This window comes from Sphingomonas sp., assembly GCF_024508665.1.
Classification (GTDB): Bacteria; Pseudomonadota; Alphaproteobacteria; order Sphingomonadales; family Sphingomonadaceae; genus Sphingomonas.
Map to the genome: position 1 here is coordinate 42,289 of NZ_JANINP010000008.1, position 16,354 is coordinate 58,642.

10 protein-coding genes are annotated in these 16,354 nt (G+C 66.0%); 7 read left to right on the forward strand and 3 right to left on the reverse strand.

The window, feature by feature from the left end; translation table 11 throughout:
• Window positions 1–25: 25 nt before the first annotated feature.
• The 5 genes from uxaC to Q0L25_RS21465 all read left to right on the forward strand — a co-directional run bounded on the left by uxaC (window position 26) and on the right by Q0L25_RS21465 (window position 5,929).
• On the forward strand, window positions 26–1,495 hold the full coding sequence (gene uxaC / locus Q0L25_RS21445) for a glucuronate isomerase (RefSeq protein ID WP_296617887.1): 1,470 nt from the start codon (window positions 26–28) through the stop codon (window positions 1,493–1,495).
• A gap of 20 nt (window positions 1,496–1,515) precedes the next feature.
• Window positions 1,516–2,358, forward strand: coding sequence for a 5-dehydro-4-deoxy-D-glucuronate isomerase (gene kduI, locus Q0L25_RS21450; RefSeq protein WP_296617889.1), 843 nt, complete (start codon window positions 1,516–1,518; stop codon window positions 2,356–2,358).
• Between the two features lie 113 nt (window positions 2,359–2,471).
• Complete coding sequence (kduD, locus tag Q0L25_RS21455; protein WP_296617890.1) at window positions 2,472–3,224, forward strand: 2-dehydro-3-deoxy-D-gluconate 5-dehydrogenase KduD; 753 nt, start codon at window positions 2,472–2,474, stop codon at window positions 3,222–3,224.
• 139 nt (window positions 3,225–3,363) lie between these two features.
• Window positions 3,364–4,371, forward strand: coding sequence for a sugar kinase (locus Q0L25_RS21460; protein WP_296617992.1), 1,008 nt, complete (start codon window positions 3,364–3,366; stop codon window positions 4,369–4,371).
• Complete coding sequence (locus Q0L25_RS21465) at window positions 4,358–5,929, forward strand: carboxylesterase/lipase family protein (RefSeq protein ID WP_296617892.1); 1,572 nt, start codon at window positions 4,358–4,360, stop codon at window positions 5,927–5,929. The genes Q0L25_RS21460 and Q0L25_RS21465 overlap by 14 nt, the downstream gene beginning before the upstream one ends.
• A gap of 273 nt (window positions 5,930–6,202) precedes the next feature.
• Here Q0L25_RS21465 and Q0L25_RS21470 read toward each other — a convergent pair whose 3' ends face one another.
• Complete coding sequence (locus Q0L25_RS21470; RefSeq protein WP_296617994.1) at window positions 6,203–6,592, reverse strand: cupin domain-containing protein; 390 nt, start codon at window positions 6,590–6,592, stop codon at window positions 6,203–6,205.
• A 228-nt stretch (window positions 6,593–6,820) separates the two neighbouring features.
• Between Q0L25_RS21470 and Q0L25_RS21475 the strand changes: the two genes are divergently transcribed.
• Window positions 6,821–9,763 carry a TonB-dependent receptor gene (locus Q0L25_RS21475; RefSeq protein WP_296617893.1) on the forward strand — a complete coding sequence of 981 codons (2,943 nt, stop codon included), beginning with the start codon at window positions 6,821–6,823 and terminating at the stop codon, window positions 9,761–9,763.
• 77 nt (window positions 9,764–9,840) lie between these two features.
• Complete coding sequence (locus Q0L25_RS21480; RefSeq protein ID WP_296617894.1) at window positions 9,841–10,833, forward strand: alpha/beta hydrolase; 993 nt, start codon at window positions 9,841–9,843, stop codon at window positions 10,831–10,833.
• On the opposite strand, the gene Q0L25_RS21485 is transcribed toward Q0L25_RS21480, so the two are convergent.
• Complete coding sequence (locus tag Q0L25_RS21485) at window positions 10,825–12,354, reverse strand: DUF885 family protein (RefSeq protein ID WP_296617896.1); 1,530 nt, start codon at window positions 12,352–12,354, stop codon at window positions 10,825–10,827. The genes Q0L25_RS21480 and Q0L25_RS21485 overlap by 9 nt on opposite strands.
• Window positions 12,355–12,379: 25 nt before the next feature.
• Window positions 12,380–16,201: a LamG-like jellyroll fold domain-containing protein gene (locus Q0L25_RS21490; RefSeq protein WP_296617897.1), complete on the reverse strand. Its 3,822-nt coding sequence runs from the start codon at window positions 16,199–16,201 to the stop codon at window positions 12,380–12,382.
• Window positions 16,202–16,354: the final 153 nt, after the last annotated feature.

Sequence of the window (16,354 nt, forward strand, 5' to 3'; positions counted from 1 at the left end):
GAAGCGGGGAGGATGGAGAAGGCTGATGGCTCGCACGCTGGAATTGCACCCCGACCGCCTGTTTCCCGCCGATCCGGGAACGCGGTCTATCGCTCGCGATCTCTATGCCGCCGTCGCCGATTCGCCGATCGTCAGCCCACACGGCCATACCGACCCGGCCTGGTTTGCGACCAACGACAAGTGGAGCGACGCGACCACCCTGTTGCTGTCCCCCGATCATTATCTCTACCGCATGCTCTACAGCCAGGGCGTGGATCTCGACGCGCTGGCGATCCCGTCGCGCGCCGGCGTTCCCGCGACCGATCCGCGCGCGGCCTGGCGGCTGTTCGCGTCGCACTACCAACTGTTCCGCGGCACGCCGTCGCGGCTGTGGCTCGACCATGTCTTTTCGGTGGTGTTCGGGATCGAGCAGGAACTCGATGCCTCGACCGCCGACGCGTATTTCGACGCGATCGGGGACAAGCTCGCGAGCGAGGCGTTCCGGCCGCGCGCGCTGTTCGACCGCTTCCGGATCGATTTCCTGGCGACGACCGAGGGCGCGCAGGACGATCTGACGCACCATCACGCCATCCGCCGCTCGGGCTGGGGCGGGCGCGTCGTCACCACCTATCGTCCCGACGGCGTGATCGACGTCGAGCATGAAGCGTTCAAGCCGGCGATGGCGCGCTTCGCCGAATTGACCGGCGAGGACGTCTATGACTGGAAAGGCTATCTCGCCGCGCATCGCAAGCGCCGCGTCGATTTCCGCGAGGCCGGCGCTACCGCGACCGACCACGGCCATCCGACCGCCGCCACCGCGAACCTGTCCGCAAGCGAGGCCGAGCGCCTGTTCCGCACCATTGTCACCGGGACCTGGACCCCGGCCGATGCCGAACTGTTCCGCGCCCAGATGCTGACCGAGATGGCGGCGATGTCGGTCGAGGACGGGATGGTGATGCAGATCCACCCCGGCTCCTGCCGCAACCACAATGCCGGGCTGTTCGCGAGCCACGGCCGCGACAAGGGCGCCGACATCCCGACGCGGACCGATTACGTCCATGCGCTGAAACCGTTGCTCGACCGCTTCGGCAACGAGCGCGATCTGTCGATCATTCTCTTCACGCTCGACGAATCGACCTATGCCCGCGAGCTGGCGCCGCTCGCCGGCCATTATCCCTGCCTCAAGCTCGGCCCCAGCTGGTGGTTCCATGACAGCCCCGAAGGCATGCGGCGGTTCCGCGAGATGACCACCGAGACCGCCAGCTTCTACAACACCGTCGGGTTCAACGACGATACCCGCGCCTTCCTGTCGATCCCGGCGCGCCACGACGTCGCGCGCCGCATCGATTGCGCCTTCCTCGCGCGGTTGGTCGCCGAGCACCGCCTCCACGACTGGGAAGCCGCCGAGCTGATCCAGGACCTGACCACCGGCCTGGTGCGCCGGGCCTACAAGATCGACGACCACCCGCCGGCGGACGCCGGCAATCCTGAAACGCTCGCCGCGCGCGCGGCGTGATCCCCCAAACGGAGACCCCGATGTTCGACCGTACCTATTACGCCACCCATCCCGACATGATGGAGTGCGTCTCCAATGAGGAACTGCGCGACCGCTATCTGATCCAGGGCCTGTTCCGCGAGGGCGAGTGCGTGCTCAACTACACGCATGCCGACCGCTTCGTGATCGGCGGCGTCGCGGTCGGCGGGGCTCCGGTCAAGCTGCCGGCGCAGACCGAGCCGCCTTCGGCGGCCGGCCATCCGTTTCTCGAGCGCCGCGAACTCGCGATCGTCAATGTCGGCAAGGTGGACGGCAAGGTCACCGTCGACGGCGAGGAATTCACGCTCGGCAACAAGGACTGCTTGTACGTCACGATGGGCGCTAAAGACGTCGAGTTCTCCGGCCAGGGCGCGCGCTTCTACCTCGCCTCGTGCCCCGCGCATAAGGCGTTTCAGACTCGCAAGCTCGGCATTGCCGATGCCAATGCGCTCGAGCGCGGCAGCCTGGCGGAATCGAACGAGCGCACGATCTTCCAGCTCGTCATTCCGGGCGTGTGCGACTCGGCGCAACTGGTGATGGGCCTGACCGTGCTCAAGCCCGGCAGCGTGTGGAACACGATGCCGCCGCACATCCATGAGCGCCGCAGCGAGATCTATTTCTATTTCGAGCTCGACAATCTCGACACCGACCGCGTGATGCATTTCATGGGCGAAGGCGAGGCGACGCGCCACATCGTGATGCAGAATGAGGAAGCGGTGATCAGCCCGCCCTGGTCGATCCATATGGGTGCTGGCACCAAGGCCTATGCCTTCATCTGGGCGATGGCCGGCGAGAACCAGGATTATACCGACATGAACGTGCTGGATATCTGCCAGCTGGCGTGACTCCCCTCCCGCTTGCGGGAGGGGTCGGGGGAGGGCGTGTTCCCACTTCCCGCACTTCTCGACAGGCCCTCCCCTAACCCCTCCCGCAAGCGGGAGGGGAATTTGGAGTAAAAATGAACCCCTTCGACCTTTCCGGCAAAGTCGCCATCGTCACCGGCGCCAATACCGGCATCGGCCAGGCGATCGCGCTGGCACTCGCCGAAGCCGGCGCCGATATCGCCGCGGTCGGCCGTACGCCTGCTCAGGAGACGGTCGAGAAAGCGCGCGCGCTCGGCCGCCGCGCCGAGATGGTCTCGGCCGATCTCTCGACCATCGAGCCTGTGCAGAGAATTGTGGACGAAACGGTGGACAAGCTCGGCGGGCTGGACATCCTGGTCAACAATGCCGGCATCATTCGCCGCGCCGATGCGGTCGACTTCACCGAGCAGGATTGGGACGCGGTGGTCGACACCAACCTCAAATCGGTGTTCTTCCTGTGCCAGGCAGCGGGACGGCACATGATCGCAAATGGCGGCGGCAAGATCATCAACATCGCCTCGATGCTGACCTTTCAGGGCGGCATCCGCGTGCCGAGCTATACCGCCTCGAAAAGCGGGATCGGAGGGCTGACCAAGTTGCTGGCCAACGAATGGGCGTCGAAGGGCGTCAACGTCAACGCGATCGCGCCGGGCTATATCGCCACCAACAATACCGCGGCGCTGCAGGCCGACGAGGTGCGCAACAAGGCGATCCTCGACCGCATTCCGGCGGGGCGCTGGGGCGACGCGAGCGACCTGGGTGGCGCGGCCGTATTCCTGGCGAGCCGCGCCGCGGATTATGTTCAGGGGCATATCCTGGCGGTGGACGGCGGGTGGCTGGCGCGGTGATGCAATTATCTCCCTTCCGTCATGCCGGACTTGTTCCGACATCCAACCTGCCACATGCGATGGTTTTCGTTGAGGAGGGTTGGACCTCGGAACAAGTCCGGGGTCACGGTTCGGATTGGGGGCAGTGATGGGTAAGGCAATGGGGCGCTTCCTCGCCTTCGGCGAAATCATGCTGCGGCTGTCCCCGCCGGGCCGCGAACTCCTGCTGCAAACCCCCAAATTCGACGTTTGGGTGGCCGGCGCCGAGGCGAACGTCGCGACTGCGCTTGCCCGGCTCGGCCACGATGTCGGCTTCGTCAGTGCCATTCCGGCCAATGACCTGGGCGATGCGGCGGTCACGACCCTGCGCGGCCACGGTATCGACACCAGTGGCATCCAGCGCCGCGGCGATCGGATGGGGCTCTATTTCGTCACCTCGGGTGCCGGTATGCGCGCGACCGAAGTGATCTACGACCGCGCCCATTCGAGCTTTGCCGAGGCGCCGGCGGATGCCTGGGATTGGGCGACGCTGCTCAAGGGCGTCGACCGCCTGCATCTGTCGGGCATCACCCCCGCGCTCGGCCCTGTGCCCGCCCAAACCGCGATCGCCGCCGCCGAGGCTGCCGCCGCCCGCGGTATCCCGGTCTCGTTCGACGGCAATTGGCGCGGCAAGCTGTGGGAACGCTGGGACGGCAAGCCGCGCGAGATTCTGTCGAGGCTGGTCGCGCAGGCCGACCTGATGTTCGGCAATCATCGCGATATCGCCTTGCTGCTCGACAAGCCCTTTTCCGGTGATGGCGAGGACCGCCGGCGCGAAGCGGCCGACGCCGCCTTCGCCGCTTTCCCCAAGCTCCAAACGATCGCCTCGACCGCGCGGCATACCGAGGATGTCGATCGCCACTTGTTGTCGGCGCGGATCGACACGCGCGACGCGCATGCCCAGTCGGCCGAGATCACGCTGGCCGGAATCGTCGACCGGATCGGCGCGGGCGATGCCTTCGCCGCCGGCGTCCTCCATGCGCTGCGCAACGGCGGCAGCATCGACGACGCCGCGCGCACCGGTCTCGCGCTGACCGCGCTCAAACATTCGCTGCCGGGCGATGCCAGCCTGTTCCGCCAGGCCGATATCGACGCATTCCTCGCAGGGGGTCTGGATGTCCGACGCTGAAGGCTGGAACCGTCGCACCCTGATCGCCGCGGGCACAAGCGCCGGGGCGGCGATGTTGTTGCCAGGCGCGGCGCGCGCGGTCGCGGCGCCTTATGTGCGCGCGCCGTCGGGCGATTTCGTCGGCGAAAGCGATCGTGGCGTCATCGCCTATCGCGGCATTCGCTACGGCGTCGCGCAACGGTTCCGGGCGCCGGTGCCCTATGCCGCGCGCGGCCAGGTGCGGCAGGTGCAGAAGTTCGGACCGGTCTGTCCGCAATCGGGCAGATACCAGCCGCAATCGGAGGATTGCCTCTACCTCAACGTCTGGACCGCCGAGCCCAATCCGGCGGCGAAAAAACCGGTGATGCTCTACATCCATGGCGGCGCCTATTCGAACGGCAGTGTCACCGACCCGCTCAACGACGGACACAATCTGGCGGCGCGCGGTGATGTCGTCGTGGTGACGGTCAATCACCGGCTCAATGCGTTCGGCTATCTCTACCTCGCCCGGCTCGATCCGCGCTTCGCCGATAGCGGCAATTGCGGCCAGCTCGACCTGATCCTCGCGCTCAAATGGGTGCGCGACAATATCGCGGTATTCGGCGGCGATCCCAATCGCGTGATGCTGTTCGGCCAGTCGGGCGGCGGCGCCAAGATCGCCACGCTGACCGGGATGCCGGCGGCCAGGGGGCTGTTTCATCGCGGCGTGACCATGTCGGGCCAGCAGGTCACCGCCTCCGGCCCGCTCCACGCCACCGATCGCACGCGCGCCTATCTGCGCAAGCTTGGGGTAAGCGAGCGCGATCTACGCCCGCTGCTGTCGGCGCCGACCGAGAAACTGGTCGAGGCGCTGTCGGCCGACGACCCATTCCTGGGTGGTGGAGTCTATTTCGGCCCGGTGCTCGACATGAAATGGCTCACGCGCCATCCCTTCTGGCCCGACGCGAACCCGATCGGCCTGTCGATCCCGCTGATCCTGGGCAATGTCCATGACGAGGCGCGCGCGTTCATTCCACCTGATTCGGACAAGATGAAGGGGCTGACCTGGGACAATATGCCCGATCGCCTCGCGCCCGAATTGCGCATCGACGCTCTGCCCGAATGGGTGATCGGCGAATATCGCCGGCAATTCCCGGCCTGGTCGCCGACCGATGTCTTCTACGCCGCGGTCACCGCCGGGCGGAGCTGGCGCGGCCAGGTGATCGAGGCGGAGGAGCGCGCCCGCGCTGGGGCCCCGGCCTGGGTCTATCAGGTCGACTTCACCTCGCGCACCGACCCGCGCCGCGGCGCTTTCCATACGATGGATATCCCGCTGGCCTTCGGCACGCTCGGCGCGCCGGGATCGCAAACCGGCAGCGGGCTCGATGCGCGGGCGGCGTCGCAAGCGGTGCAGGACAGTTTCGTCGCCTTCGCCAAGACCGCCAACCCCAATCATCCCGGCCTGCCCGTCTGGCCCAAATACGATCTGGCACGCCGCGCGACGATGGTGTTCGACGTCAACAGCCATATCGAGAGCGACCCGCGCAAATGGCAGCGCGAACTGTTCGCGCGCATTCCGTACATCCAGCCGGGGACCTAGCATCGCGCGGAAAGCCGGCACCCTCTTTCCCACTCGATATTCTACGACGGATCGACGAGTTGAACCGTCATGCCGGACTTGTTCCGGCATCCAACTAGCAACAACGGATGGATTCCGTTGTGGAGGGTTGGACCCCGGAACAAGTCCGGGGTGACAGGGCTGAAGCCGAAGCGAACGGTCTAGATCGCGGCCCCGATTCATATGCGATCGCCCTGCCCTGGCGGGGAGGATTGAAAAAGAACCGACACGGCGCCGTCTGAATGACGATTGGACCTAACTGGCCTTCGCCGGCAGCGGATAGGTGATGATCAGCGCGAGCGGCGTCGTGCCGGTCTGGCGGATGCCGACGTTCGCGCCGGTATAGAGATAGGCGGCCATTCCCGGCGTGAGCGGCTTGCGCTCGCCATCCGACATGACCTCGCCCGTTCCCGACAGGACGTAATAGACCTCGTCATGCGCAATCACGTGAAGGCCGATCGCCGCGCCGCGATGGAGAATGCGTTTGCGGAATTCCATCGTCCGGTCCGGTACCGCGTCGCTGATCCGATAGGCCGTGCTCATGCCGATCGCGCCGTGCGGCGGAGGCTCGTCCCGCACCACCGTCCGCTCATCGACCACGACCATTTTGGGCGCTGCGGCGCCCAGCGCGAGCATCCCCGTCACCGCGACAGCGATACGTATTGACATGATCTTCTCCTCGTCGCATGTCTTTGACACCGGTTACCAAAGAATAGGTAGCAGCGGTGAGACCAGCGGGAAAGCTGGCGGCCGTCGGGGGAGGAAAAAGGGGCACGGCACCCACGATCATCTCCCAGCCTGTTGCAAGGGTCCCCGGCGACACACGGTTTCAGCAACCGGTGTCATGGCGATTTGAGTCTAGGGGAGACGATGATGCAAGACCGAGTGAACCCGTTGACGGCACGCCTCAAGCGGATGGCGTATGGAGGGTCGACGATCGCACTCGCGTTCGGCCTGATGCTGCCGGCCGGAGCTCTTGCCGCCGACAAGCCCGCGGCCACGCCGGCCAGCGAGCCCGCCGCGGCGCCACAGGAAACCCCCGCTGCCGCCCCCGCCGACCAGGGCCCCGACGACAAATCGACCGATATCGTCATCACCGGTTTCCGCGCCTCGCTCAACAAGGCGCTCGACGTGAAGCGCGAATCGGTCAGCTCGGTCGACGCCATCGTCGCCGAGGATATCGCCAAATTCCCCGACCAGAACCTGGCCGAATCGCTGCAGCGCATCCCCGGCATCTCGATCCAGCGTGACGGCGGCGAAGGCCGGTCGATCACCGTGCGCGGCCTGTCGGGTCAGTTCACCTCGGTCCGCGTCAACGGCATGCAGGCCCTGACCACGACCAGCGACGGTGCCAGCGCCGACCGCGAGCGCGCGTTCGACTTCAACGTCTTCGCGTCCGAGCTGTTCAGCTCGCTGGTGGTCAACAAGACTGCAGAACCGCAGCTCGACGAAGGTTCGCTGGGCGCGGTCGTCGACCTGAACACCGGCAATCCGCTCGCGGGCAAGCGCGGCCTGACCACGGCGCTATCGGTCCAGGGCCAGTATAACGATCTGTCCAAGGACCTCGGCCCGCGCGTTGCCGGGCTGATCGGCTGGAAGTCCGACGACGGCAAATTCGGGGTCTCGCTATCGGCCGCCTACAGCAAGCAGGACCAGTTCGAACTCGGCAACAACAGCGTGCGCTGGGTCAACGGGCCGCGTTTCGACTCGGTCAACGGCACGCCTTGTTTCTACACGTCGGCCACCAGCAACACCCCGGTGAGGAACACCGGCGGCGTCTATACCAATGGGCGTGTCGCGGCCTGCGATGCCGTCGCGCTGGCATTCCACCCGCGCATTCCGCGCTATGGCCTGATCGAACATAATCGCGAGCGGCTGGGCATCACCGGCAGCATTCAATGGGCGCCGACCGAGCGCACCAAGATCTCGCTCGACGGCCTGTGGTCGCGCTACAAGGAAGTGCGCGAAGAGCGCTGGGGCGAAGTGCTGTTCCGCTCCAACGAGCGGTCGATCGACGTCACCGACTATTCGATCGACGCGAACAACAATCTGATCAAGGCGACGATCAACGACGCCTGGGTCCGCGTCGAACATTATCAGCGCAAGCTCAACACCACTTTCTACCAGTTCAGCGGCAACTGGAAACAGGACATCGGCGACAAGCTCCATATCGAGCTGCTTGCCGGCCTGTCGAAGTCCGATGCCGATATCCCGCAGGAAACCACGATCATCCTCGATGACCGGGATGCCCAGGGATACAGCTACGACTATACCAACATGAAATCGCCGAAGCTGACCTTCGGCACCAGCGTGACCGATCCGACCAATTTCCAGCTGGCGGAAATTCGCGACCGGCCGTCGAACACGACCAACAAATTCCGCACGGTCTCGCTCAAGACTACCTGGGACGTCGCCGACGGCTTCAAGATCCGCCTGGGCGGCGTGTATCGCCGCTTCGACTTCAACCTTTACGAAGCGGCTCGGGATACCGTGGTCTGCCCGACCAAGGCGACTGCGGCGCCGGACGTCGTGCTCGGCACGATCACATGCACGGCGTCGAATGTGTTCGGTTCTGCGGCAGTGTACGGCTTCCCAGTAACGTCGGCGCTGACCGAAGTCTTCAACCTCGGCAATGCCGGCCAGCCGGCGGGGAACACCAATTCGTGGGTGGTGGCGAACCTGCCCGCGGCGACCGCCTATACCAAGCTGTACGCGCGGACCGCGGTGCCCAACCAGACCAACATCCGTTCGGTCCGCGAAATCGACAAGGGCTTCTACCTGCAATTCGACGCCAAGGGGAACATCCTCGGCCTCGACTATGCGTTCAATGGCGGCGTCCGTTATGTCGCGACCGACCAGTCCTCCACCGGCTATAACAGCGGCACATTAGTGACGGTGCAGCGCACGTACGAGGATTGGCTGCCGTCGTTCAACGTCGCGTTCTACCCGGCGAAGAATATCATCCTGCGCGGCGCGGTCAGCAAGGTCATGACGCGTCCGAGCCTGGGCAATCTGACCCCGGGCGGATCCGTCGACGGATTCAACTACAAGGTCAGCTTCGGCAACCCGTTCCTCGACCCGTTCCGCGCCACCGCGCTCGACGCGGCGGCGGAATGGTATTTCGCCAAGGAATCGGTGCTGTCGATCGCCTTCTTCCAGAAGAACATCCAGAGCTTCCCGCTGTCGACCACACGCAGCGGCACATTTGCCTCGACCGGACTGCCGCTCTCGGTCATCCTGGCGAGCTCGCCGGCGGCGTCCAATCCCGAGGGCCAGCTCTGGACGATCTCGACGATCGGCAATGCCACTGGCGGGCGCGTGCGCGGGGTAGAGATCGGGCTGCAGGGACCGTTCCGCTTCCTGCCCGGTTTCCTGCGAAATTTCGGCGGGATCGCCAACGCGACCTTCATCTCGAGCAACATCAATTACAACGTGAATGGTCCGGCGACGGTGCCCAACGGGTCCTATCCGGGGTTCGTCACATCGTCGACGCTCTATGGGCTCGCCAAGCGCTCGTTGAACGGAACGCTCTATTATGACGACGGCAAGTTCAGCGCGCGCGCATCGGTCGCCTATCGCAGCGGGTTCGTCGACAACGGCTCGGCCACCGGCAACGTGCTCGAAGGCTATGATTCGATCACCAATGTCGATGCGTCGGTCCGCTACAAGCTCACGCCGAATTTCGAGGTTTCGGTCGAGGGCACCAACCTGACCGACGCCTATCGCTACCGCTATGTCGACCTCGACGCCGACCGCAATTACGAGAACAACCACTTCGGCCGCACGTTCATGTTCGGACTGCGCTACACTCGCTGAGCCGAAGCCGTTTTCCTCCTCTGCGGGCGCCGACTTCCTCGCGAAGCGGCGCCCGATTTGTTTCCGATGGGAGTGCCATGACGATCGATCGCCGTTCCGCCATCCTGGGCACACTCGCCGCCGGCGTCACCGCGACCGCGCGCGCCCGAACCGCGCCGCCGGCCGGGAAGCCCGTCGCGCCCGGCCTGTCCGAACCGACCGAGACGATCGACCTGTGGCCCAAAGGCGCGCCGGGCATGCCGGCCATACCGCCGGTCGAAAAGGTCGAGGAGCGCAGCAAGGATCCCAACCGCACCGACCGTTCGGTCTCCGGCATCGCTCGCCCGCGGCTGGTAGTGTTCCGCCCCGCCATCCCCAATGGCTCCGCGGTGATGGTGACGCCGGGCGGCGGCTATGCGCGGGTGGTGATCGACAAGGAGGGGTATGAGATCGGTCGCTGGCTCGCCGAGCGCGGCTGGACGGTGTTCGTCCTGTTCTACCGCCTGCCCGGCGAGGGATGGAAAGACGCCTCGAACGTCGCGCTTGCCGATGCGCAACGCGCGATGCGGCTGATCCGGCATCGCGCACGGGATTATGGCATCCAGCCCCAACGCGTCGCGGCGATGGGCTTCTCGGCGGGCGGGCATGTCTGCGCCGATCTTGCGACGCGGTTCGACGCCGGCGTCTATGCGCCGGTCGATGCCGCCGACCGGCTGTCGGCACGTCCCGACATCGCCGCCCCGATCTATGCGGTCCAGTCGATGAGCCTGCCGGTCGCGCACCCCGGATCGCGCGAGCTCCTGATCGGCAAGGATGCGAGCGCCGAGGTCGAACGCATGCATAGTCCCGCGCGCAACGTGACCAAGGCGACCCCGCCTTGCTTCCTGGTCCATGCCGAGGACGACAATGTCGTGCCGGTCGACAACAGCCTGCAATTCCGTGCCGCGCTCAAGGCCGCGAGCGTGCCGGTCGAGACGCATTTGTTCACCAATGGCGGCCATGGCTTCGGGCTGAGGAACGCGATGGGCAAGCCCGCCGCGATCTGGCCGGACCTGTTCGTTGCCTGGGCCAGGACCCAGCGACTAGGATGATCGGCGTGCCGGGCCCGGCATCGCGAGCCGCCGGTCGAGCGACGACAGACGCAGCCGGCCATCCCCGATCGCACCGCGCCGGCGTCGCGGCAACGCGGCCGCCGGCAAGCGGTCGAACCCGTCGGTCAACGCCAGCCAGGCCAGCGCCTCCCCGACGCGCGTAGCGGGTTCCAGGCATACCCGCTGGATGTCCTGATCGAACGTGGCGAAAAAGGCCGGTTCGCCTTGCATCGCGTCGAGCGTCGCCCGGGCTTCTCCTAAGGTCCAGCGCTCGGCATGAATTCCGGTATCGATGAGCGACCGGCACAGCCTGAACAACATCCAATGGAGGAAACCGAGCCGCGCGCGGTCATTGCCTGCGAACGCGCCCTGCCGCGCCATCACTTCCTCGGCATGGATCGCCCAGCCTTCGCTGAAGCCGGCGGTATAGTCCGTGCGGATCGCATGGGGATCGGCGCGCACGTCCAGAGGCAGCTGCACCATATGGCCCGGCAGCAATTCGTGATGCACGACGCTGGCCAGGCTCCAGTCGGGCCGGCGGCGAATGTCGGACAGATCGACGAAATAGCTGCCTGGAGCGCCGTTGGGAGACGGCAGGACACGATAGCCGGCTTTTTTCGCCGCCTCCTCCGCCGGTGTCATCCGCCACACCGCGACATTGGCGCATTCGGGCGGGAGCGTGCCGAACAAGCGCGGCAATCGGCCGCGCGCGCGATCGAGCCAGCGGTTCATGTCGGCGACCGCGCGATTGCGGCCGTCCTCACTATCGGCATACAGAAAGCGCGGATCGCGAAAGGCGGCGCGGAACCGCTCGCCCGTCGTCTTGCCCGCATAGCCCAAGCGCGCGAGCAATTCGTCGGCCTCCGCCGCCACCTCGCGCGCTTTGGCCAGCACCCGGCGATGGATCGCCGCCGCGTCGCGTCCCCCGAACTGGCGATCGATCAACAGGTCGAAATATTCGGGGCCGTGCGGCAGCCGGCCGACTCCCGCTGCTCCGGCGCGCGGCGCAAGCGACGCCAGAAAGCGGGCCTGTTCGGCGAGCGCGAGAGCGACGCCGCCAGTGGCTCCGGCCGCCGCTTTGGCAAGGCCCGCCACGGTGCGATCCAGCGCATCGCGAGGCAGGATGATGCCGGCAGCGGCCTCGGCGCGTACGGCCGTGCTGTCTGCGGCGATGCGGTCGGCGGCGTCAGGCGCAGCCGGTTCGCGCCATGCCCCCGTCGACGGCGTGACCGAATAGGGACTGCGCCCCAGCCGGCCGAACGGCAGGATGGCCGCGATCCGGGCATCGATCGCCAAGCCTTCGCGCGCCGCCTCCAGATCGAGCAACGCGCCGGGCGATAGGTCATGCGTGTCGACCCCCGCGAGCTTCTTCAGCTTGGCGGCGGGGCCGTCGAGCTTCGCCAATCCGTCGAGCACGGCGCGCAACGCGACATCGCCAGCGCCCTCCGCGCGAGCGCAGGGCAGAACCACGACCGTTGTGGCTGCTGCGGCCCCTGCCAGGAAGCTGCGCCGTCCGATCACGCCTCACTTCCCCGATCGATAGCCGTCATCGCCGGCGCGCCGGAGCCGGCAGCGCGACGGCGTTGTTCAGCCAGGTCACTTCGGGCGTGCCATCGGGCAGCGCGACCCTCACTCGCCAACCCGGGCCGGCACCGGCCGGCAACCCCAATCGGACAGTCGCCGTCTTGGGCATCAGGTCGGTCGGCGCGTCGAGCTTCGGCACCGCCACGCTGGCGGCGACCTTGCCATTCGCGTCGACCAGTTCCGCGCGCCCGCCGCTGGCCGGCAGCGCGCCAAGGCTGTGCACCGTCACCTCGACCGTCCGGCCCGCGACCGTCACGTCGTCCATGCCGACGCCGAGATCGGCGCGGCGCTCGGTCGGCACGCCCGGCGTCTCCAGCGTGAATTCGAGCACGGTCGTGGTGCGCGGCGCGAAGCTGACTTGAACGGACCCGCTGCGTTCGAGTGTCACCTCGCTGGCGACCGGCGTGCCGTCGGCGGTATCGCCGTCCGACGCACTGGTTCCGGCGGTCATCTTCCATGTGCCTGCGGTCACGTTCCAGGTCGACATCGTCGCCGGCTGCGCCGTGTCGCTGGTGTTGTACGCGATGATCTTGAAATGGCCGGTGGTCGCTCCCGGCACCAGGATCGCGACCTTTTCCGCCGCGCCGGGATTGGCGAAGCGCCAGCTGACGGTGTTGCCGGGATAGGTCTGGTTGCGCACCAAAGCGATGCCGCCCAGCCGCTGCCGCTGCAGCAGGTCGTTGGGCATGTCGACACGGTCGGTCCACCAATGGCCTTCGGTGTACATGTACATATGCTGCGACTTGAACGCGATCGCGTCGGCGGCCTGCTCTTCGAGCAATTTGCGGTTGCCGGTCGCATCCCAGCCGGCGACGCGGCCGAAATCGCTCTTGGTTTCCGCCAGCGCCTTGCCCCAGTCCGCCCTGCCGAGAGTGGCGACCACATTTTCGTTGAGATCGTTGAGCGCGCCCGGCCCGCTCTTCGCCTCACGGCTGAGGATCGGAGCCAGATATTTCTGGTCGCCGGTGAAGCGGTACGCCGCCCAAACCGACTGATAGGGCGTCGAAACTCCGCCGCCGTCCCCCACGCGCTCGGCATCGGTCCGCCAGTTGATCTCGTTGGGATAGGTCCAGTTGCCGTCGGCGCCCTTCTTGCCGTGCGCCATCCAGCCATCGACGACGCCCGTCACCAGCCCCGTCGCGATCGGATTGGCATTGTAGACGCCCATCAGGATCGGCGCGTGCATGACGGTGAAGCTGTAGGGCTTCTGCCATTCCCACGGCCCCTCGCGATACACCTTGCGCCCGCCATACCAGTTGGTGGCGAAATGCAGATGGCCCGCAGGATTGCGCAGGATGATCTTTTCCGACAGCGCCTTGGCCGTCGCCATCAGCCGCTCGATCGCCTTGGGCTCGCCCCAATTGAGATAGAGGCGCTCGGCGTCGGAATTGAGCCCTTCCTCATAGGCATGGAGCTCGTCGGTGGTGATGTAGCCGAGTCCGTTGACCCGCATGCCGTTCGCGTAGACCGAGTCCGACAGCGCGCGCAGCGACGCATTGATCTTGTCGGGCTCGACTCCCATCAGCGCCAGGCCGGGCCATTGTTCGAGCAAGTCGACATCGTCCGAAATACCACCGCCGAAATCGCCGTACGGCACCTGGCGATTGTCGATCCACCAATCGACGAATTGACGGGTGAGCTTCAGATCCTCGAGCTGGCGGAACGCCCAAAGCGGCACGCCGGCGGGCGGTGTCGGCTGGGCGAAGGGCGGCATGCCGGTCGCGCCATAGCTGATGTCCGCCCAGTAGCGGCGCCCTTCGATATTGTCGGGATCGACGCGGAGCAGGTCGGTGATGTCGCCCTTCAACCGCCGGAACAGCCTTTCGCGACCCGAGGCGGTATGTTCCTCGACCAGGAAGCCCCAATTGTCCTTCACCTGGCTGAAGCGGTCCTGGACATGCTCCTTCTTCGCTTCGTCGCGGTCCTTGAACACCAGCCGCACGTTCATGCCGTCGAGCGAGTCCGCGCCGAAATCGCGCGAGGCGCTGGCGACAATGATGTAGAAGGGATCGTTGGTCAGGATGCGGTCGCGCAGGTCGAGCCAGACAGTCCGCGCCTGGCCGGGCTTCACCGAGACCGTCACGTCGATCATGTCGCGGTCGGGCCAGATCGGGTCCTTGATCCGGATGTCGAGCGGGATCACGCCATCCTTGTCCGGCGCGACCTTCAGCGCGGGGATGTCGAGGGCGATGCCGTCGAGCCCGTCATGGACATTCGCCCAGGTGTAGTTCCACGCCCGCGCCAGCGGCTTGCCGGGGAAGGCGTCGCCGAAGTCGGACGGGATCAGGATATGGACGATCGGCGCCTCGTTCGCGCCCCGTACCGCATTCCCCGCCGCGGTCGCGCTGCCTGCACCCGGCGCGGCATGGCCGGCACTCGCGGGCAGCGCGACGACGGTGGCGCGTTCGTCAGCCGGAAAACGGCCGGCGATATAACTGTTGAGTGCGGAGAGGTTGGCGAAGGCCGGCGCGGCTTTCGAGTCGACGGCATAGCTGAGCTTTAGCGTGCCCTTGGGCTCGGCGCCTTCCTTGACGTCGTACGCCCAGATTTCCTGGATCGGCGTTTCCTGCGTGACATTGGTGAAGCGCAATTTGCCGCCGGTCTTGTCGCCGAAACTGGTGATCGACTTTTCGACGCCCTGCGGCCGCTTCGCGAGCGAGACGTACTTGCCGCCGTCCGCCGAATAATCGAGCGCGCCATAAGCAGCACCGCGGATCTCGACGCGATTGACCGTTTCGTTGGCCGGGATCGTCAGCTCATAGGACTTGCCGCCTTCGACATAGACGTTCCAGTCGGGAAGCTCGAAATAATCGTCGCGGCCCGGCAGGCGCGAGCGGTTGTAGACGCCGGGCCAGGTCGTCTCGGGAATGCCGTCGACGCCTTTCCACATCCATTCCTTCAAGTCCTTGGCGTCGGCGAATTCGACCTTGCGGATCGCCGTGCTGTCGGCCGCTAGCAAAGGCGGCGAGGCGCCGTCGAACCCGTAGCGATGGAGGAAGGCGGTGCGCTCGTCGCTCTCCACCGGCTTGTCGTCGGCAGGGGCATTGTTATTGGCCAGCGCGGCGACCGCGCCAGCGCCGAGCATCTGGTCATAGACGCGGATTTCGTCGACATCGCTGCCGCGCATGAAATTGTAGCGGCTCTGCACCTGGTGCGGCGAGATGATCCGCCCGGCCAGGCCGAACTGGTCGAGCCCGCTGTCGAGCACCGACTTCTGATCCTTGCGCGCGACTTCCTTGCCATCGACAAACAGGCGCACGCCAACCGCCTCGTCCCAGGCGAACGCGATGTGGTGCCAGTCGGCCGGCGCAGGCAGCGTATCCATGCGGAACGACACGCGTTCGCGCGCGAGATTGTTGTCGGTGACGAAGGCGTCGAAGCCGTGGCCGTTCCAGTCGATGCGAAGAAACGCCATGTCCCAGCTGGTGTGATCGGCATATCCGACGCGAAACAGGACGAACGGCGCTTCGCCGACCGGCGTCCGCGAACGCCAGAAGAAGGATAGGGTACCGCGCCGCGCATAGATGTTGCCCGGCGCTTTCCAGGCGACATAGCCATCATCCTGCCATTCAATCGCGCCGCCCGATTTGCCGGTGGGGACGATCGCGACCTTGGACTGGAAATTGGGCACGGCCTCGCCGCCCGCGGTGTCGGCGATCAGCGTCTTGTCGGCGGAAACGTGGAACAGCAGCTTCGGCGGAGCATCCTGCGCGTTCGCGCCTGACCCGATCATCGCGGTGGCGCCAATCGCCGCCAACATCGTCACCCGCATCCTGCTCACCATGCCGCTCTCTTTCGCATCTGCCCGCTCGTTGGCGGCCGACTCTCCCAAGCCCTTTAGGGCATTGCATCGATAGAAACTTATGACACCGGTATCAACGACCTTTCCGGGCTTTCGGTCGTCGCTCGTCCAGGCCATCGCAGCCACTCCGGCCGC